Origin of the sequence: Pusillimonas minor, assembly GCF_014237865.1 — a bacterium.
In the GTDB taxonomy this organism is placed as follows: domain Bacteria; phylum Pseudomonadota; class Gammaproteobacteria; order Burkholderiales; family Burkholderiaceae_B; genus Neopusillimonas; species Neopusillimonas minor.
On record NZ_JACJUU010000002.1, the window covers coordinates 70,140 to 87,098 of the forward strand.

Below are 16,959 nucleotides of genomic sequence, written 5' to 3' on the forward strand. Positions count from 1 at the left end.
AAAAAACCCCAAAAGTGGGTCTCCAGCTTTTGGGGTTCAGTTCAGCGCCGGGCTTTCTTGCGTGCAATTAAATTAACTGGCCACACCCGCCGCGTGCGCTTGTTCGTCGGCATGATAGGACGAGCGCACCATGGCGCCAACGGCCGCATGACTGAAGCCCATGGCGTAGGCCTCGCGCTCGAACATGGCGAAGGTGTCGGGGTGTACGTAGCGCAATACGGGCAAGTGATGCTCGGACGGCTGCAGGTACTGGCCAATGGTGATCATGTCGACATTGTGCTCGCGCATGTCGCGCATGACCTGCAAAATTTCTTCGTCGGTTTCGCCCAGACCAAGCATCAGGCCCGACTTGGTGGGTACGCCGGGATGCCGCGCCTTGAATTCGGACAGCAGCTTGAGCGAATGATGATAGTCGGAACCCGGCCGGGCCTGTTTGTACAGGCGGGGCACGGTTTCGAGGTTATGGTTCATCACGTCGGGTGGGCCCTGGTCGAGAATGCCCAGCGCGCGGTCAAGGCGGGCGCGGAAATCGGGCACCAGAATTTCGATGCGTGTAGACGGTGAAAGCTCGCGAACCTTGCGGATGCATTCGACAAAATGGGCCGCGCCGCCATCGCGCAGGTCGTCGCGGTCGACCGACGTAATCACAACATAAGACAGTTTTAGCGCCGCAATAGTGCGTGCCAGGTTTTCGGGCTCGTTGACATCGAGCGGATCAGGGCGACCATGACCAACGTCGCAAAACGGGCAACGACGTGTGCATTTGTCGCCCATAATCATGAAGGTGGCGGTGCCTTTGCCAAAGCACTCGCCAATGTTTGGACAGGACGCCTCTTCGCAAACGGTATGCAGGTTGTGCTCGCGCAAAATACGCTTGATGTCGTGAAAGCGGGAGCTTGGTGCCGCCGCCTTGACGCGAATCCAGTCAGGCTTTTTCAGGCGCTCGGCCGGAACAATTTTGATGGGAATGCGCGACGTTTTAGCTTCGGACTTTTGCTTTTGGGTCGCATCGTAAACCGTATCGGTACGACCTACGGCCTGATCTGGAGTAGACATACACCTTCCTGGGCCGCAACCCGCAAAGGCTGCGACATCATGAATTGGTAAAAACCCTATTTTAGCGCCTGAGCCCCTCGAAGGCCTAATCTCCCCGGCTGCGTCAGGGCTTTGGCGTTGGCGCGGGCAACGCCTGAAGCGTTGCGACCAAACGCGCGGCCAAGGCTTCGCCCACGTTGTACACCGTTGCAGACACGCCACACGCTGCCATGTCTACCGTACGTAACCCGGCATAGCCGCAAGGGTTGATCCCCAAAAACGGCGCCAGGTTCATGTCGACGTTAAGTGCAAGGCCATGGTAACTGCACCCCCGGCTGATCTTGACACCCAACGCTGCAATTTTGGCCAGCTCGACATCAGACCCCGACGCGGACGGAGCCGACACCGCAGGCCAAGGCACATACACCCCCGGCGCCCCCGGTTTGCGACAGGCTTGCGCAAGGCCGTAATCGGCCAGCACGCCCATGACAACGGCCTCGAGTAGCTCGACATATTCTTTGACAAAAATACCCAGCCGACGCAGATCGACCAGACAATAGGCCACCACCTGGCCGGGGCCGTGATAGGTAACCTGGCCGCCGCGGTCGCTTTTGACCAGGGGAATATCGCCCGGATTCAGGACATGCTCCGGCTTGCCCGCCTGACCCAGCGTATAGACGGGGTCATGCTCAACCAGCCAGATCTCATCGGGGGTATAGGCGTCACGCGACTGCGTGAACGCTTTCATGGCCTCGAAGGTTTCTTGATAAGGAACCGGACGGCGCGGCCACCACTTGACGACGATCACAGCACGACCGACACCATGGCATGCCCGTGCAAGGCACGATACAAGCCGTCGAGTTGCTCGCGAGATGTGGCTGTTACCGTGAAGGTAAGGCCAATATAGTTACCACTGCGACTGGGTCGCATTTCGACGGTAGCAGGGTCGAACGAAGGGTCGAACTCGAGCACAATCGCTGTCAGGGTTTGGGCGAAGTCCGGATGAGACTTACCCATGACCTTGATAGGAAACTGACTGGGGTATTCGATCAGCGAACGTTCTGGGGGGATTTCAGGCATGGACATTAGAGTGCCTCGAGGACGTGATCGTAGGCGGCACGCAAGGCCGCGTAAACCGGGCCGGGCCGGCCGCTGCCTACCGGGCGACCATCGTGCAGGACAATAGGCAAGACTTCTTTGGTCGCCGACGACAACATGAGCTCGTCGGCGGTGTCGACTTCGGTGCGCGACACAGGACGCGCCTCGAACGGGATACCGGCTTTTTGCGCCAGGCCTTCGATAAACCGGTACCGCACACCTTCAAGAATCAGGTGATTGGGCTCGGGGGCAAGCAGCATGCCGTTACGCACCACCCAGATATTGGTGGACGCGCCCTCGGACAAATAACCGTCCCGGAACTGCACGACTTCGTCGACGCCAGCCTCGACAGCCGCCTGCTTGGCCAGCACATTGCCCAGCAGCGATACCGACTTGATGTGGCAATGCAGCCAACGGACGTCGGGGATGGAAATAGTGGACAGGCCCTTTTCGCGCTGCCCGGCACCCGGACGTTTGAAGGGCGACACCATGCAAAAGACGGTGGGCGTGGCGTGCGCGGGGAAGGCGTGGTCGCGTTTAGCAACACCACGCGTCACCTGCAGGTAAATCATGACGTTTTCGGACACGCCGGCCATGGCCGGCGCGGTACGGGCGACCATGTCGAGGAACAGGTCGGCCCATTGATCGTCGGTAAACCCGACCTGGATACTGATTGCCTTGAGGCTGCGCTGCAGACGGGCAATATGATGCGCCATGCGAAATGGCTTGCCTGCGTAAACCGGCACAACTTCGTAGATGCCATCGCCAAAAACAAACCCCCGGTCGAGTACCGACACTTTGGCATCGCCAAGCCGAACGTACTGACCGTTAAGGTAAACAATGCTGTCGTTGTCGACGTCGGGGATCATGAGGCACCTGCAGGCAAAAACGCCTATTTTAGCCTGTTGCCTTACTCGAGCATGAGCTTGATTTTGTCGACCATGCGTGCCACGAAACCCGCCTCGGGGACGTCGGACATGACCAGCAACGGGGCCTGGCGCAACACCACGCCGTCGAGCGATAACGACACCGTACCCACTTGCGTGCCGGCTGTCAGGGGGGCAATAAGGGGCTGGGTGTATTCGGCAACGGGTGTCAGGTCGCCGGCCTTGCCGCGCGGTACCGTCACCCACATCGGTTTGGGCTGGCTGAGCGCCACGGTTTCGGCCTGACCTTGCCAGACGCGAGCCTGAACCGCAGGTTTGTCTTCGCCGAACAGCTTGACCGTATCAAAGTTCTGGAAGCTCCAGTTCAGCAGTTTGAGGCTGTTCTCGGCGCGCGCGGCATCGCTGGAGGCCCCCACCAGCACGGTAATAACACGGCGGCCATCGCGTAACGCCGTGGTGACCAGGCAATACCCTGCCGAAGATGTATGCCCTGTCTTCAGGCCATCGACGGTTTCATCGACCCACAACAAGCGGTTGCGGTTACGCTGTTTGATGTCGTTGTAGGTATATTCTTTTTGACTGTAGTAGTGCAAATACTGGGGAAAGTCGACCACCAGATTGCGCGCCAGAATGCCCAGGTCGCGCACAGTGGTGATGTGCTCGGGGTGCGGCAAGCCGGGGGAGTTCGTGAAATAGGTGCCGGTCAAGCCCTGACGCTGGGCCTCTTGGTTCATCAGGGCGACAAAAGCGCTTTCGCTGCCCGCAACAGCCTCGGCCAACGCAACGGTGGCGTCGTTGCCCGACTGCACGATCATGCCCTGAAGCAATTCGCCCACCGACACCTGCGAGTTCACGTTGATAAACATGCGCGAACCCTCGGTCTTCCAGGCCGCTTCGGACACGGGTACTTTCTGGTCGAGCGACAACCGCCCTTCGGCAATCGCATCGAACACAACATAGGCCGCCATAATTTTGGTCAGCGATGCGGGCTCGACTTTTTCGTTAATGTTGGCGGCCGCAATAACCTGGCCGCTATTGGCGTCGAGCGTCAGCCAGGCCTTGGCGGCCAGCTCGGGCATTGGAATCGAGGAGAAGTCGGCCACCATGGCGTCTGACGCCTGCTGGGCACCCGCCACCGGAGACACGGCCAACGCCGCCCCCAGAAAAGCGCAACCACCCAAACGCAACGCGTTTCGATACAACCTGGAAATCAGAGACATAAAACACCCATCGATTGAAAACAGGCGTTTGGAACACCTGTACGGTAAAAGGTTCATTATAGGCAGTGGCCAAGTCGCCTACAGCCGCCACCCACGCAACGGTACGGATCAAATCGCAAACATTTGCTACAAAGCACGCAAACGCAATTGCACCAATGTTTTCAACGTGAGCAACTTGCCATGAAAGAAATGCGAGGCATCGGGGATCACCGTTACGGGCAAGTCGTGCGCCCGCCCGAAATCCATGGCCTCGGCCAGCGGCACAACTTCGTCGGCCTCGCCATGAATAAGCACAGTGTGCTCGGGCAAGGCGATATCGCGAAACCGGAAACGCTCGACAGCCGGCCCGGCCAGAAGGACCGCGTCGGGCTGACGCGCCCCTTGCAACGACGAATACAACTGGGCAGCCACCGACGTACCAAACGAGAACCCCGCCAACACCCAGTGCCCGGCGCACGCCTGCGGGTAAGCGGCCTGGAATTGTTCGACCAGTTGAAGCATATCGGCCGTTTCGCCACGGGCGTGATCGAAACTGCCTTCAGAGGCGCCTACCCCGCGGAAATTGGGGCGCACCGCCACCAGACCATGCGCCAGGCACGTACGGGAAATGGTGGTGACAACCTTGTTGTCGCGCGCGCCGCCATGCAAGGGGTGCGGGTGCAGCACCAGCGCCCAGCCCTGAACCGGCCCCTCGGGCCACTCGACCACACAATCGACGGCGCCGGCCTGCCCTTGCGCCACCCAAGTTTCTTTGCGTTCTGCCATAAAGTACGAATAAACCGTTCTGTTAAAGATTTACACTACCGCTATTTGCTGCACATTACACACAGCGTCAACCATAAAGCTTAACGCGAATCGGCAACCCACCGCCGTCGCACGGCCAGACCTTCATGTCGAGCTCATCCCCCGAAATCCCCGAACCTGTTGCGTTTCAATCCCTGCTTGCCCAGGCATTGCCGGCGTTTCGGTATGTGCGCTGGCTCGAGGAAACCGGCTCAACCAATGCCGACCTGGTCGCCCTGGCCCGTGAACCGGGCGAGGTGTACGCCCGCCCGTGGCTTGAAGGCGCACACTTGCAACAACACGGCCGTGGCCGGGCCGGGCGCACCTGGCAAAATCGTCGCGGGGCAAACCTGATGTTCTCGTGTGCCTTTGATATTTTTGTGCCGGCCCGGCACTTGCCCGTGCTGTCACCGCTGACCGGCGTGGCCACCTGCGAAGCGCTCCGGGCGTTCATCAGCCCGGCGCACCGTAGCCGCCTGATCATGAAATGGCCCAACGACATCCTTTGGGACAATGCCAAGCTGGCCGGAATTCTGGTTGAAAGCACGCGCGCAGGTACGGCACGGCAATCAAACGACCACCACGTCATTATTGTGGGCATGGGCCTGAACATTGACGACGCCCGCGCCCTTAGCCAGTCACTCGACCGTTCTGTGGCCGACTGGTCTGAAATTGCCGCGGCAGACCCGGCCGAGGCGGGCGCCGCCACCGCGACCGACCTGGTGCAGACTATTGCCAAAGCCTGGTACCGGGTATTTAATGAAGCCACGCGCGATGGTTTTGAACATTTCCCCGAACGCTATCATGCCGTCGACGGCTTGCTGGGGCAACATGTTCACATTGTTGACGACGGCCGGCTGATACGGGCCGGTATTGCCTGCGGGGTCAACACCACCGGCCAGTTGCTGGTGCGCAGCCCCGAAGGCGAAACCGCTGTATCGGTTGGTGAAGTTTCTGTGCGCACACGCACACCGGGCCACCTGGCGCCCCGGGCCTGACTACGGAGGCATCCATGATTGTTTTGATCGACGCCGGAAACACCCGTGTTAAAGCAGGCTGGGTCAACGCCCGCACCGGCGAACGGGAAACCGACCCCATTGCCCTGACGCACGACAACCTCGACCAACTCAGCCACTGGCTGGGCAAACTGCCCGCAACACCTGTTAAAGCCTTGGGCGTCAATGTCGCCGGCGACGTTGTCGCCGCAGCCATAGAAGATGTATTCCATTTGCACGACTGCCCGATTGAATGGGTAAAGGGCCAAGAAGAAGCACTTAACGTCACCAACACCTACGACAACCCCGTGCAGCTTGGCCCCGACCGCTGGCTGTCGATGCTGGGGCTTGCCCACCGCCCGCACCCGCAAATAAGTGAAAACGTCGGCGAAATTGCCCAGGGCGTTTTCCCGCCCATTATTTTGGCCAGTTTTGGTACGGCGACCACCATCGACACCCTGGTGGTCGATGTCGCCCGCAGCGCCCCCAACAGCATCCGGTACACCTTCAAGGGCGGCACAATTTTGCCCGGCCCCGCACTCATGAAAACATCGCTGGCCGAAGGGACCGCCAACTTGCCCGAGGCCCACAGCGAGCCAACCGCCTACCCAACGCATACACACCAGGCCATCAGTACCGGCGTTGCGGCCGCGCAGGCCGGCGCGGTTTTGCGACAATGGTTAATTGGGCTGGAATACTACGGGCACGGCCCGCTGGTATACAGCGCCGGCGGCGCCTGGCCTATGGTGCAAGAAGAAACCCGGCGCCTGCTGCACTTTACCCAGCAACAACTGGGCCAGCCCCCAACCCCCATCGAATGGCTGGGCACGCCCGTGCTCGATGGCCTGAGCGCGCTGGCGTTACAATCTTCCGCTACGTGCACTTAGCCGTCGACTCTTTATCCAGATACCTATGAAACCAATTCGCAAGGCCGTTTTCCCCGTGGCCGGTATGGGCACACGCTTTCTTCCGGCGACCAAAGCCATGCCCAAAGAAATGCTGCCCATCGTCGACAAACCGTTGATTCAGTATGCGGTTGAAGAAGCCGTTGCGGCGGGGATTACCGATTTGATCTTTATTACCGGCCGAAACAAGCGCGCCATTGAAGACCACTTTGACAGCGCCCCCGAGCTTGAAGCCGACCTGGCCGCCAAGAACAAACAGGCACTGCTGGACACCGTGCGCAATGTTTTGCCGTCGTACGTCAATTGCATCTACACCCGGCAACCCGCGCCACTGGGTTTGGGCCACGCTGTGCTTTGCGCCGCGCCCATTGTGGGCAACGAACCCTTTGTCGTGTTACTGGCCGACGACCTGATCGACGCCGACATGCCGGTCACGCACCAACTGATTGAAGCCGCGCACCAGCACAATGGCAGCGTGCTTGCTACACACCACGTCGACCGCGCCGACACCAATAAGTACGGCATTATTTCGGGCCACGCCGTCAACGACCGCACTGTTAAAGTCAGCGCAATCGTCGAAAAGCCAGCGCCCGCCGAAGCGCCGTCAACACTGGCGGTTGTGGGGCGCTACGTACTTGAGCCCGAAATTTTCGAGCACTTACGACGCACGCAAGCCGGTGTGGGCGGCGAAATTCAGCTGACCGACGGCATTGCCAGCCTGCTGCAAGAGCGCCAGGTGTTTGGGCTGGAATACGAAGGCACCCGCTACGACTGCGGCAGCAAAGCCGGGTTTTATAAAGCCACTATGGCGCTGGGACGTAAATACCACGGGCTCTCCTGAGCTCGTTGATACCCGACACCACGCGCGCCACCGCACCGGCATGCTTCTGAACCCAATGCGTGCCAGCCTCGCCAATACGATGCAGGCGTTGCGGTTCGTCGAGTAACTGCAACGCCTGCTGCAACGCCGCTTCGGCATTCGGGGCGCGCAAAGCAGCGCCCTCTTGGATGGCGTCAAATACCGCCTGCTCGAAGTTATCGGTGTGCGGGCCGACCAGAACAGGGGTGCCAATAGCGCAAGCTTCGATCAGGTTTTGTCCGCCGAAGGGCAAAAAACTGCCCGCGACAATGGCCACCTTGCTGGCCGCGTAATAACGCGGCATTTCGCCCAGGCTGTCGCCCAGCAACACCAGTTGCTGGTTACGACTGCAAATTCGGGCATTGGCGGCCCCGGTTTCGCCCGACTGCACAAATTCGGATCGACGCAAAAACGAAATGCCTGCATCGGCCAGTAATTGTGCGACATCGTCGAAGCGCTGCGGATGGCGGGGCACAATACAAAACAGCACACGGTCGGCCAGATTCACGCCCTGATCGCGAGCGCGCGCTACCTGCTTGAGAATCGCTTTGATAAAAAGCTCGTCTTCGCCTTCGCGCGTACTGGCAATGGTGATCATGCTGCGCGGCAGGGCCTCGGCAAAAGCGCGCCCGCGCTGCACGTGTTCTTGCGGCAACGACACATCGAACTTGAAATTACCCGACACGCGAACCCCCTGCACCCCGGCCTGTTCAAGGCGCTGGGCATCTTGCAAGGTTTGCGCATACACGGCCTGAAAGCTTTGGTAGGCCTCGCGCATAACCGCGCCAGCCCGCAGGCTTTGACGCAATGACTGGTCGGAGAAACGTGCACTGGCCAACACAAGGGGAATATTCAGTGCGTGCGCCTCGGCAATGATGTTCGGCCAAACTTCGCGCTCGATGAGCACTGCCAGCGAGGGCTGATAATGTTCGAGAAACCGGCGGGCACTACCTGGGAAATCGTATGGCATCCATTGCTGCACCAACTGACCATCGGCAATAGCGTGAGCGAAGGCGCGGGCTGCCTCTTCACGACCCGTCACCGTCATGTGGGTTAATAAGACCTGATCGCCCTGATCGAGCAGCGCCTGAATAAAAGGCTGTGCAGCGCGAACCTCACCCAGGCTGACGGCATGCACCCACACCGGCGACGACTGGGTGGCCGGTTGCCTGTAGCGCCCAAACCGGGCCCCCGACAAGACCTCCCAACGACCACCGGCACGCCGCGCGCGCAGTCCCATCCAGGCCATCAGCAACGGCGAAAGCATACGGATGCTGACGTTATAGAAAAACCTGTTCAAAACGCCTCCGAGGCCAGGCCCTGGTCAATGGCGCTGATCACCGTTTGCGCAGAAGGTGCGTGACCCCGCTCGCCCAGACTGGCGGTATAGCCTGACCCTTGCAAGGGCGTGCGTACGGGTGTCGACGCCTTATAAATACCAATAGTGGGGCGCCCCAGGCCCGCCGACAAATGCGTCAGACCACTGTCAAGGCCCACCATCAGCCGGGCGCGCGCCAACAGCCGCGCAATATCGGTCAGGCTCATGCGAGGCATCACCTGTGCATTAGGCACACCTGCTAGCAAGGCCTGCGCACGTGCCGTTTCGGCCGCATTGCCTGCCAACAACTTCAGCGACAAACCCGCTTGCGCCAATCGCTCGAACACTGCGTGCCAGTCTTGCTCTGGCCAGAGCTTATCGTCGCGGCTGGCTGACGGCATGATGACTGCATAGGGTTCGATAGCCTGCCCCTTGGTAAACGCCTGCAAGCCGAAATCGGGCTCGCCCTCGGGGGTATAACCAAATGCCAACCCGGCCAACTGCCGTTGCCGCGGAACCGCCGGCTGCCAGAACTCCACCCGATGCTTGACAGCGTAAAAGAGCGATGCCAAAGGTTCGCGTGCCGATTTGCGGTCTAACCCGTGACGAACACCCTGCGTTTGACGCACCAACCAAATCGACTTCATCAGCGCTTGCATATCGAGGACGATATCGTAGTGCCGCGCCTGGAGATTTTTTTTCAGGGCAGCGCGCTCGGCCCGCGTTTGCGAGGACCACCAGCTTTTACGCCAGCGGCGATGCGCCACCTTGATCACTTCATGAACCGCTGGATGCCACCCAGGAATTTCTGCAAAAGCCTCTTCAGCCAGCCAATCGATCTGGGCGCCGGGCACATGGCGGGCAATATCGGAAATTGCTGGCAGCATATGCACCAGGTCACCCAGCGACGAGGTGCGCACGATAAGTATTTTTTTCGTCATGGCGCGATTATAAAGACTCGGAAACCAGAAAAACCCCGGCAGGTGAAACGGCACAAAACGCTACAATATCGACCATGACTTCGACCATACTTGTTACCGGCGGCACCGGCTTTATTGGCAGCCACACCACCGTGCTTCTGCAACAGGCCGGCTATCGGACCCTGGTGCTAGACAATCTGTGCAACAGCAGCGCCAATGTCATTGACCGCATCGCCCAAATCAGCGGCACACGCCCCGACTTCATCCAGGGCGATATCCGCGATCCCGCCCTGCTCGACACGCTGTTCAAAAACAACAACATTGCAGGCATCATGCATTTTGCCGGACTCAAGGCCGTAGGCGAATCAACCCGGTTGCCGCTGCAGTACTACGACAACAACGTCAACGGCACCGTCTGCCTGTTGCTGGCCGCGCAAAAAGCCGGCGTTAAAACCATTGTGTTTTCATCATCGGCCACCGTATACGGCGACCCCATCAGCCTGCCCATCACCGAAGACCACCCGCGATCGGCCACCAACCCTTACGGTCATACCAAGCTGGTCATCGAAGACATTCTTGAAAACCTTTACAACGCCGAACCGGGTTGGCGTATTGCGCGTTTACGCTACTTCAACCCGGTGGGCGCCCATCCCAGTGGCTTAATTGGCGAAGCGCCGCAAGGCACTCCCAATAACCTTATGCCTTATGTGGCTCAAGTCGCTGCCGGGCGTCGCGAACGGCTTCAGGTTTTTGGCAGCGACTACAACACACCCGACGGCACCGGCGTGCGCGACTACATTCATGTCATGGACCTGGCGCAAGGCCACCTGGCGGCACTGCAACACTGCCAAACCAAAGACAGTACCTTGCTAAGCGTGAACCTGGGCACCGGAAACGGGTTCTCGGTACTGGATATGGTGCGTGCCTTCGAAGCCGCCAGCGGCCGCGCCATACCCTACGACCTTGTACCGCGCCGACCGGGCGATATCGCGGCCTGCTGGGCCGACACCCAACGGGCCGAAGCGCTGATTGGCTGGAAAGCCACGCTAGGCATCAACCAGATGTGCGCAGATGCGTGGCGCTGGGAAACTGGTCAAGCAAATCAAGCAACTGGGTCGTAACGCAACGCCGGAACTCAAGGTCTTCCGACAACGTCGGCCCGAACACCTCGGCCAACGCCAGCACGGTTTCGGTCAGCTCGTAAGGGTCGGCCGCCTCGCCGCCCAATGCCCGAACTTGCGCAACCAACGGCCCGGCAGCCTTGTCGTCTGACACCGCCTGCGATGCGCTGACTTGCATTAAATGGCGAAGCCAGGCGGCCACGACACGCGCGTGACGGTCGACGGAAAGCCCCTGGCGCAAGCGATCGGCAACCACCGGCAACACAGCGTATGGCATCACCTGGCTGACTTCGGCAACCAATTGCCGCGTTGACACCCGCAACGACGGATTGGCAAAACGCATCAACCATTGCTGCTGATAGTCTTCCCAGACAATACCGGTGTGCTTTTCGAGCGTGGCGCCTGCATCGGCCATCAGCCCGACCATAAACAAAGTGATTTCGGGCTTTTGCATGGCCTGATAAAGGGTTTGGCAACCCGCCAGGCTACCCAGCAAACCCAGCGTTAAATAGCCCGCGTCAAGCAAGCGGTAGCGTAGTTCTTCGTAGGGCCCGACATGCGGCGTCAGAATGGCGCCCGCATTTTCGAAGGGCGGGCGATCGTTGCAAAACCAGTCTTGAATCACAAACAGGGCGTAAGGCTCGGTAATGACCGGCGCGGCGTCGTGCAGCCCCAGAATACCGGCGGTTCGTTCAAGGTCGGCCTCTTGGACTTGTGGCGTCATGCGATCTACCAAGGTGCATGGGCAAGCATATTGCTCCATGAACTGCCTTAACAAGCCAGGCACCCCCAGTTGCGGCTCGACCTGCTCGATGTAATGCGCCAGCACACGCTGCAACACCTTGCCGTTGGCCGGCATGTTGTCGCAACTTAACAAGGTAAACGGCTTCAGCCCCCGGGCCTGCCGCTGCGCAATGGCCCAGACCAGCACACCTATAGCCGATCGGGGCTGTTCAGGCGTGCGCAAGTCGGCATTGATTTCAGGCAAAGCCTGATCCAGACAGTCGCCGGCCGGATCGTAGCAATAGCCACGATGCGTAATCGTCAGCGAAACCACGGCCGTATCAGGGTGCAGCAACGCAGCAATAACCTGTTCGCCCTGCTGGACGAGGTTAAGCACCGGCTTCAGGCTGCCAATAACACGGGCGCGCGTTTTACGACCGTCGTCAACCAGCAAGGTATACAAACCATCTTGCGGCGCCAGCGCCTGGTCAACCCCCGGGCTCTTCAGGCTAACCGCACACACGCCCCATTCGGCCTCACCCTGCTCGAGCAGGTCGTCGGCATAAACCGCCAAATGACTGCGAAAAAACGCCCCCGCCCCCAGATGCACCATCCGGGCGACTGCATCTGCGCGATCGTAGCCGGGTTGGACCACAGCAGAGGGCAACTCAACCAACGTTTTTTCGCTTAATCTGTTCATGACGATTTACCTGTGTAGAATTTGCCATTATTCAACGTGTGCATTACTTTTGGCAATTCAACACGAACACAGGGCAATCGCCACAAGCCGCCACGCCGAACCACAGCCAGAACCCGCCCGGATGCCCGGCCTTATAGCTGCTCCAACAGACGCTGGCCAACCGCCAGGGCCCCCACAAAATAAACGATATGTTTTCTTCGTTTCGCGCACAACTTATGCTTGCCCTGGGTGGCCTGGCGCTTATTGTCAGCGTCGGGCTGATCGTCTATGTTGATCAGGCCTCGTCCGAACAACTGGCCACGGCCAGCAAAAACCGTCTGGCCAGCGTGTCTGATGCCATTGCCCAAACACTGGCCACCAGCATCACCGAGCGCAAGCGCGCCATTGTTGTTCTCAGTCAGGCGCCTTCACTACTTGAAAAATCGCTTGACGACGACGCCATACAGGGGCTGCTGGAAGACCTGCAAGACGCCTACCCCGACTACGCCTGGGTAGGCGTGGCCGACGCCAAAGGTACCGTTCGCAGCGCTGCCAACGACATGCTCGAGGGCAAAAGCGTAGCCAACCGCCCCTGGTTCATCGAAGGCATCAAAGGCCCCCACCTTGGGGACCTGCACGAGGCCGTCTTACTGGCCCAGATGTTGCCCAATCACTCAAACGAACCTTTACGGTTTGTCGACTTTGCGGCCCCCATCATCGACAACAACGGCAATACACTGGGCGTCTTGGCCACGCATGCTCAATGGAGCTGGGTCACCAGCCTGATAGAAAGCACGGTCAGCACCGGTTCGTTGTCCGATGGCATCGAAGTGTTCGTCATCAACTCGCAAAACGAAATCCTCTACCCGTACGCCAAAATCGGCAAGCTAACGGTGCCCGATCTGTCAGGCGCCGGCCAAACGCCTGTGGTCTGGGCCGATGGCGGGCTGTTTTTAACCAGCACCAGTGCCGTCTCCCCGAATACAAGCACACAATTAGGCTGGAAAGTCGTCGTTCGCCAGCCTGTCGAGCTGGCGCTGGCGCCAGTCGAACAGTTGCGCAAACGACTAGCCCTGTTCGGCTTGCTGGTCGTGGCTATTGCCATGTTGGTAGCCTACATTCTGGCGCGTCGAACCAGCCGGCCCATCGAACGCCTGCACCGCGTGGCCCGCGATGTTCTGGCGGGCGCCGAGGCCCCGCCAGAGCCCCGGCAATTCAAAGGCCCGTTCGAAATTCGCGAGCTTTATCGCGCGTTCCACGACATGACGCTTAACCTGCTGCAACGCAAAACACAACTGGAAGCGGTCAATGCGTCGCTGGAACAAACCATTAACGAACGTACGGCACAGCTGCGCGGCGCCAACGAACACCTTGAGCAACTGGCGCGACGGGACAGCCTGACCGGACTGCTTAACCGGCTGGCGGCCACAGAGCGACTTAAAGACGAGTTTTTGCGCTACAAGCGCAACAGCACACCTTACGCCGTGCTCATGCTGGATATCGACCACTTCAAACGCATCAACGACACGTACGGCCACCATGCGGGCGACCGCGCACTGCAAGGCTGTGCGGCCGTATTGTCCGCCAACCTTCGCGAAAGCGATTTCATTGCGCGCTTTGGCGGCGAAGAGTTCATTGTGATTTTGCCGGACACCAGCCTGCTGAGCGCCCACGAAGTTGCGGTCAAGATATGCCTGGCGATCAGCCAGACGCCGCCCGCCGGTGTTGATGCCCTGACGATTAGTGTTGGGGTCGCCTGCGCACGCCCGGCCCACCTAGACAAAGACGATATGGCCATTGTGCACGATGCCGACCAGGCGCTTTACAGGGCAAAAGCCAACGGCCGTAACCGCGTTGAAACCTACACAGCAAACGACGCCCTGATTGACTAAGCCCTACTGCGCAGTCGGTACCCTGATTGCCTGATATCAGCCCCGACGCCCTTGCGGCCGCTGGGCAACCCGAACATCCAGCATTAACGACTTGCCGCCCCGCACGACTTTAAACGAAGCACTTTTGCCGGGCGCAAGACGCGCCACCTTACCCAAAAAATCAAGGGTGTCGCGCACGCGCTCGTCGTTGATCGCCACCACAATGTCGCCCACCGTCAACCCCGAGCGAGCCCCCGGCCCCTGCCGTAAAACACCGGCAATAATGACGCCGTCGAGGTCGGGCAGGCCAAAAGCGCGGGCCAGGTCTGGCGTAATGTCTTGCGGTTCGACACCGATCCAGCCCCGGGTCACGTACCCCTGCCTGATAATCTGATTCTTTACATTCAGGGCAACGCCAGCCGGGATGGCAAATCCAATCCCCAGCGACCCGCCGGTTTCAGAGTAAATAGCCGTATTAATACCCACCAGCCGCCCCGACGTATCGATAAGCGCACCGCCCGAATTGCCCGGGTTGATCGCCGCGTCGGTCTGGATGAAGTTTTCGTACATATTGATGCCAAGGCGGTTGCGCCCCAGCGCCGAGACAATACCCAGGGTGGTGGTTTGCCCTACACCAAAGGGGTTACCAATGGCCAGCACCACATCGCCAACGGCCAAACGCTGCTGGTCGTCAACACCAATGGCCGGCACGTCTTTCAGGTCGGTCTTGAGCACCGCCAGATCGGTTTCCGGGTCTGCGCCAATAAGACGCGCCTTGGCCTGCCGCCCGTCATTCAGGGCAATCTCAATTTCATCGGCCGCTTCAACAACATGGTAGTTGGTCAGGATATAACCCGCGCTGTCAACAACCACGCCCGACCCGAGCGCGGTTGTTTTGCGGCTGCGCGAGAACCCCGGCAACTGATTGAACAGGCGCGCCAGATCGGGGTCGTTTAATAAGGGCAAGATGGGTTCGACGACCTGCTTGGTCGTATAGATATTGACGACCGCCGGCGCTGCGCTGGCCACCGCCGCCGAATACGACGCCCCGCCCTGGGCGGCACTGAGGCCCGACGGGGCAACAACGGCAGCCGGCGATTGCCCCGGCGCGGGCCGCAAAGGCAGCCAGTCGGGACGCAATGTGCTGACGATGAATAAAATACCCAGACAAACCGTCACGGTTTGCGCAAACAACAACCAAAGTCGACGCATAGGAATACGCACAGATGAAAACAGTAGCGACAAAAGATCTGGCTGCCTGGCTGGACACCGCCCTGCAGGTTTCACAGTTTCGGGACTACTGCCCCAACGGCCTGCAAGTTGAAGGCAAAGACCAGATTGCGCATATTATCGCCGGAGTTACCGCTTCGGAGGCACTGCTACAAACCGCGATCGACCGAAAGGCCGATGCCGTCATGGTGCACCATGGTTGGTTCTGGAAAAATGAAGACCCCCGGGTAAAAGGCCCCAAGCGCCGCCGCCTGCAACTGGCCCTGCAACACGACCTGAATGTTTTTGGCTTTCATTTGCCGCTAGACGCCCACCCCGAATGGGGCAACAACGCGCAGCTGGGCCAAAAGCTGGGGCTGACGCCGTTACGCGACGAAAACGGCAAGCCGCGCACCTGTGGCCCAGACAGCCTGGTGTGGCTGGGCACGTGCGCGCCAAACCACACTTTGCAAAACCTGGCTGACGACATCGAAACCGCGCTGGGCCGCACCCCACTAGTTATTGGCGACCCCGGGCAACGCCCCGGCACCATTGCCTGGTGCACAGGCGGCGCACAAAACTTTGTAGAAGCGGCCATTGAGGCGGGCGCACAAGCCTATATTACCGGCGAGGCGTCGGAGCAAAACTACCACCTGGCCCGCGAAACAGGCGTTGCGTTTATTGCCGCCGGCCACCACGCCACCGAACGCTACGGCATACAGGCCTTGGGTCAGGCCGTCGCAAAACAGTTTGGCATCCGGGTCGATTTTGTCGACCTGGACAACCCGATTTAGCAACACGGCCAGGCGCCAGGCCAACCTTTTAACCCGGCACCTGGGCGGCCCCGGCCCAACAAGGTCGGGGCCGGGCCGTTACTTCTTAAGTAAATCGCGGATTTCGCGCAACAAAGCCACGTCTTCGGGCGTAGGTGCCGGCGCCGCGGGTGCTTGTTCTTTCTGCTTTTCAAGGCGCGTGCGGGCCGAGTTAACCGCCTTGACCATCAGAAAGACCACAAAAGCCAACAGAATGAAATTGATAAGGATGGTGATGAAATTACCCCAGGCAAACACGTTGGCGCCTGCCTTGACCAGCTCGTCGTAGGTTTGAGGGCCGGTATACCCCTCGGGCGCCTTCAACACCCAGAACAAATTGCGGAAATCGACCTGCCCGCCCAAAATAAAGCTGATGACCGGCATGATCACGTCTTTGACCAGCGAATCGATGATCTTGCCAAAAGCCGCCCCGATAATCACCCCCACGGCCAGGTCGATCATGTTCCCCCGCACTGCAAATGCCTGAAATTCGGCAATGAAGCCCTTACCTTTGCTCATGTTTT

17 protein-coding genes are annotated in these 16,959 nt (G+C 59.6%); 6 read left to right on the forward strand and 11 right to left on the reverse strand.

Annotated elements, in window-relative coordinates; all coding sequences use genetic code 11:
- Positions 1–72: 72 nt before the first annotated feature.
- From lipA to GTU67_RS03100, 6 genes are all read right to left on the reverse strand, one after another.
- Entirely contained in the window at positions 73–1,056 is a 984-nt protein-coding gene (lipA, locus tag GTU67_RS03075) for a lipoyl synthase (protein WP_185778711.1), read from the reverse strand.
- A 103-nt stretch (positions 1,057–1,159) separates the two neighbouring features.
- Positions 1,160–1,843 (reverse strand): lipoyl(octanoyl) transferase LipB, encoded by a 684-nt coding sequence (gene lipB, locus GTU67_RS03080; protein WP_185778712.1) that lies wholly within the window; start codon positions 1,841–1,843, stop codon positions 1,160–1,162.
- Positions 1,840–2,115, reverse strand: a complete 276-nt coding sequence (locus tag GTU67_RS03085) for a DUF493 family protein (protein WP_185778713.1) — start codon at positions 2,113–2,115, stop codon at positions 1,840–1,842. Before GTU67_RS03085 ends, lipB begins: the two co-directional genes overlap by 4 nt.
- A gap of 5 nt (positions 2,116–2,120) precedes the next feature.
- Entirely contained in the window at positions 2,121–3,002 is an 882-nt protein-coding gene (locus GTU67_RS03090; protein ID WP_185778714.1) for a D-amino acid aminotransferase, read from the reverse strand.
- A 41-nt stretch (positions 3,003–3,043) separates the two neighbouring features.
- Positions 3,044–4,240 (reverse strand): D-alanyl-D-alanine carboxypeptidase family protein, encoded by a 1,197-nt coding sequence (locus GTU67_RS03095; protein WP_249417519.1) that lies wholly within the window; start codon positions 4,238–4,240, stop codon positions 3,044–3,046.
- 126 nt (positions 4,241–4,366) lie between these two features.
- Complete coding sequence (locus tag GTU67_RS03100) at positions 4,367–5,005, reverse strand: alpha/beta hydrolase (RefSeq protein WP_185778716.1); 639 nt, start codon at positions 5,003–5,005, stop codon at positions 4,367–4,369.
- Between the two features lie 125 nt (positions 5,006–5,130).
- Here GTU67_RS03100 and GTU67_RS03105 point away from each other — a divergent pair, with 125 nt between their 5' ends.
- Genes GTU67_RS03105 through galU form a run of 3 tightly spaced genes read left to right on the forward strand, consistent with a single transcriptional unit; the run spans position 5,131 to position 7,764 of the window.
- The gene (locus tag GTU67_RS03105; protein ID WP_185778717.1) at positions 5,131–6,021 is read left to right on the forward strand and encodes a biotin--[acetyl-CoA-carboxylase] ligase; all 891 of its coding nucleotides are present in this window, start codon (positions 5,131–5,133) and stop codon (positions 6,019–6,021) included.
- 14 nt (positions 6,022–6,035) lie between these two features.
- Positions 6,036–6,905: a type III pantothenate kinase gene (locus tag GTU67_RS03110; protein ID WP_185778718.1), complete on the forward strand. Its 870-nt coding sequence runs from the start codon at positions 6,036–6,038 to the stop codon at positions 6,903–6,905.
- 25 nt (positions 6,906–6,930) lie between these two features.
- The gene (gene galU, locus GTU67_RS03115; RefSeq protein ID WP_185778719.1) at positions 6,931–7,764 is read left to right on the forward strand and encodes a UTP--glucose-1-phosphate uridylyltransferase GalU; all 834 of its coding nucleotides are present in this window, start codon (positions 6,931–6,933) and stop codon (positions 7,762–7,764) included.
- Here the strand turns inward: galU and GTU67_RS03120 are convergent.
- Together GTU67_RS03120 and waaC are read right to left on the reverse strand one after the other, a co-directional pair.
- The gene (locus tag GTU67_RS03120; RefSeq protein WP_185778720.1) at positions 7,727–9,082 is read right to left on the reverse strand and encodes a 3-deoxy-D-manno-octulosonic acid transferase; all 1,356 of its coding nucleotides are present in this window, start codon (positions 9,080–9,082) and stop codon (positions 7,727–7,729) included. The genes galU and GTU67_RS03120 overlap by 38 nt on opposite strands.
- On the reverse strand, positions 9,079–10,041 hold the full coding sequence (gene waaC / locus GTU67_RS03125; RefSeq protein ID WP_185778721.1) for a lipopolysaccharide heptosyltransferase I: 963 nt from the start codon (positions 10,039–10,041) through the stop codon (positions 9,079–9,081). Before waaC ends, GTU67_RS03120 begins: the two co-directional genes overlap by 4 nt.
- A gap of 74 nt (positions 10,042–10,115) precedes the next feature.
- Between waaC and galE the strand changes: the two genes are divergently transcribed.
- Positions 10,116–11,141, forward strand: a complete 1,026-nt coding sequence (galE, locus tag GTU67_RS03130) for a UDP-glucose 4-epimerase GalE (protein ID WP_185778722.1) — start codon at positions 10,116–10,118, stop codon at positions 11,139–11,141.
- On the opposite strand, the gene GTU67_RS03135 is transcribed toward galE, so the two are convergent.
- Positions 11,074–12,564, reverse strand: coding sequence for a mannitol dehydrogenase family protein (locus tag GTU67_RS03135; RefSeq protein ID WP_185778723.1), 1,491 nt, complete (start codon positions 12,562–12,564; stop codon positions 11,074–11,076). The genes galE and GTU67_RS03135 overlap by 68 nt on opposite strands.
- 188 nt (positions 12,565–12,752) lie before the next feature.
- Here GTU67_RS03135 and GTU67_RS03140 point away from each other — a divergent pair, with 188 nt between their 5' ends.
- Entirely contained in the window at positions 12,753–14,435 is a 1,683-nt protein-coding gene (locus tag GTU67_RS03140; protein WP_185778724.1) for a sensor domain-containing diguanylate cyclase, read from the forward strand.
- A 36-nt stretch (positions 14,436–14,471) separates the two neighbouring features.
- Here GTU67_RS03140 and GTU67_RS03145 read toward each other — a convergent pair whose 3' ends face one another.
- Positions 14,472–15,626 carry a S1C family serine protease gene (locus GTU67_RS03145; protein WP_185778725.1) on the reverse strand — a complete coding sequence of 385 codons (1,155 nt, stop codon included), beginning with the start codon at positions 15,624–15,626 and terminating at the stop codon, positions 14,472–14,474.
- A gap of 14 nt (positions 15,627–15,640) precedes the next feature.
- Between GTU67_RS03145 and GTU67_RS03150 the strand changes: the two genes are divergently transcribed.
- On the forward strand, positions 15,641–16,417 hold the full coding sequence (locus GTU67_RS03150; RefSeq protein WP_185778726.1) for a Nif3-like dinuclear metal center hexameric protein: 777 nt from the start codon (positions 15,641–15,643) through the stop codon (positions 16,415–16,417).
- A gap of 78 nt (positions 16,418–16,495) precedes the next feature.
- Here GTU67_RS03150 and mscL read toward each other — a convergent pair whose 3' ends face one another.
- Positions 16,496–16,954 (reverse strand): large conductance mechanosensitive channel protein MscL, encoded by a 459-nt coding sequence (gene mscL / locus GTU67_RS03155; protein ID WP_185778727.1) that lies wholly within the window; start codon positions 16,952–16,954, stop codon positions 16,496–16,498.
- Positions 16,955–16,959 lie beyond the last annotated feature (5 nt).

What these genes read in the sequence shown, in the direction of transcription:
- GTU67_RS03145 (WP_185778725.1), bottom strand. Translation starts at nt 15,626, where the DNA reads ATGCGTCGACTTTGGTTGTTGTTTGCGCAAACCGTGACGGTTTGTCTG.
- GTU67_RS03110 (WP_185778718.1), top strand. Translation starts at nt 6,036, where the DNA reads ATGATTGTTTTGATCGACGCCGGAAACACCCGTGTTAAAGCAGGCTGG.
- waaC (WP_185778721.1), bottom strand. Translation starts at nt 10,041, where the DNA reads ATGACGAAAAAAATACTTATCGTGCGCACCTCGTCGCTGGGTGACCTG.
- GTU67_RS03105 (WP_185778717.1), top strand. Translation starts at nt 5,131, where the DNA reads ATGTCGAGCTCATCCCCCGAAATCCCCGAACCTGTTGCGTTTCAATCC.
- galU (WP_185778719.1), top strand. Translation starts at nt 6,931, where the DNA reads ATGAAACCAATTCGCAAGGCCGTTTTCCCCGTGGCCGGTATGGGCACA.
- lipA (WP_185778711.1), bottom strand. Translation starts at nt 1,056, where the DNA reads ATGTCTACTCCAGATCAGGCCGTAGGTCGTACCGATACGGTTTACGAT.
- GTU67_RS03090 (WP_185778714.1), bottom strand. Translation starts at nt 3,002, where the DNA reads ATGATCCCCGACGTCGACAACGACAGCATTGTTTACCTTAACGGTCAG.
- GTU67_RS03150 (WP_185778726.1), top strand. Translation starts at nt 15,641, where the DNA reads ATGAAAACAGTAGCGACAAAAGATCTGGCTGCCTGGCTGGACACCGCC.
- GTU67_RS03085 (WP_185778713.1), bottom strand. Translation starts at nt 2,115, where the DNA reads ATGCCTGAAATCCCCCCAGAACGTTCGCTGATCGAATACCCCAGTCAG.
- GTU67_RS03095 (WP_249417519.1), bottom strand. Translation starts at nt 4,240, where the DNA reads ATGTCTCTGATTTCCAGGTTGTATCGAAACGCGTTGCGTTTGGGTGGT.
- mscL (WP_185778727.1), bottom strand. Translation starts at nt 16,954, where the DNA reads ATGAGCAAAGGTAAGGGCTTCATTGCCGAATTTCAGGCATTTGCAGTG.
- GTU67_RS03100 (WP_185778716.1), bottom strand. Translation starts at nt 5,005, where the DNA reads ATGGCAGAACGCAAAGAAACTTGGGTGGCGCAAGGGCAGGCCGGCGCC.
- galE (WP_185778722.1), top strand. Translation starts at nt 10,116, where the DNA reads ATGACTTCGACCATACTTGTTACCGGCGGCACCGGCTTTATTGGCAGC.
- GTU67_RS03140 (WP_185778724.1), top strand. Translation starts at nt 12,753, where the DNA reads ATGTTTTCTTCGTTTCGCGCACAACTTATGCTTGCCCTGGGTGGCCTG.
- GTU67_RS03135 (WP_185778723.1), bottom strand. Translation starts at nt 12,564, where the DNA reads ATGAACAGATTAAGCGAAAAAACGTTGGTTGAGTTGCCCTCTGCTGTG.